This is a genomic window from Bacillus cereus group sp. N14 (assembly GCF_016483555.1).
Lineage (GTDB): Bacteria > Bacillota > Bacilli > Bacillales > Bacillaceae_G > Bacillus_A > Bacillus_A wiedmannii.
Window position 1 is genome coordinate 1 of sequence record NZ_JAEHBQ010000099.1, and the last position, 256, is coordinate 256.

Genomic DNA, 256 nt, shown 5'->3' on the forward strand with positions numbered 1-256 from the left:
ATTCAATTGTTCGATCATAACCAGATAGTTGAAGTTGGCTGTATAGTTACATTTAACCTTGACCTGAAGATAATAGGCAACGTTCACGTTTAAACGACGTTGGGTTATTTGGATTGTGTTTCATTAATTGAGTCCATAATGTATAAGCCTTTGGTGCTGCACCCATTGGCATTCCTGGGTGAGCAGTGTTTGCTTTTTCATTCGGATCGATGGTTTATGTGCGAATCGTGTTGATAGAAAGTTGTTGGATTGAATG

1 pseudogene is annotated in these 256 nt (G+C 38.7%); it reads right to left on the reverse strand.

Annotation, left to right across the window (positions count from 1 at the left end):
• Positions 1–55 precede the first annotated feature (55 nt).
• Positions 56–256, reverse strand: a pseudogene (locus JDS82_RS29255) (transketolase); the annotation flags it as partial.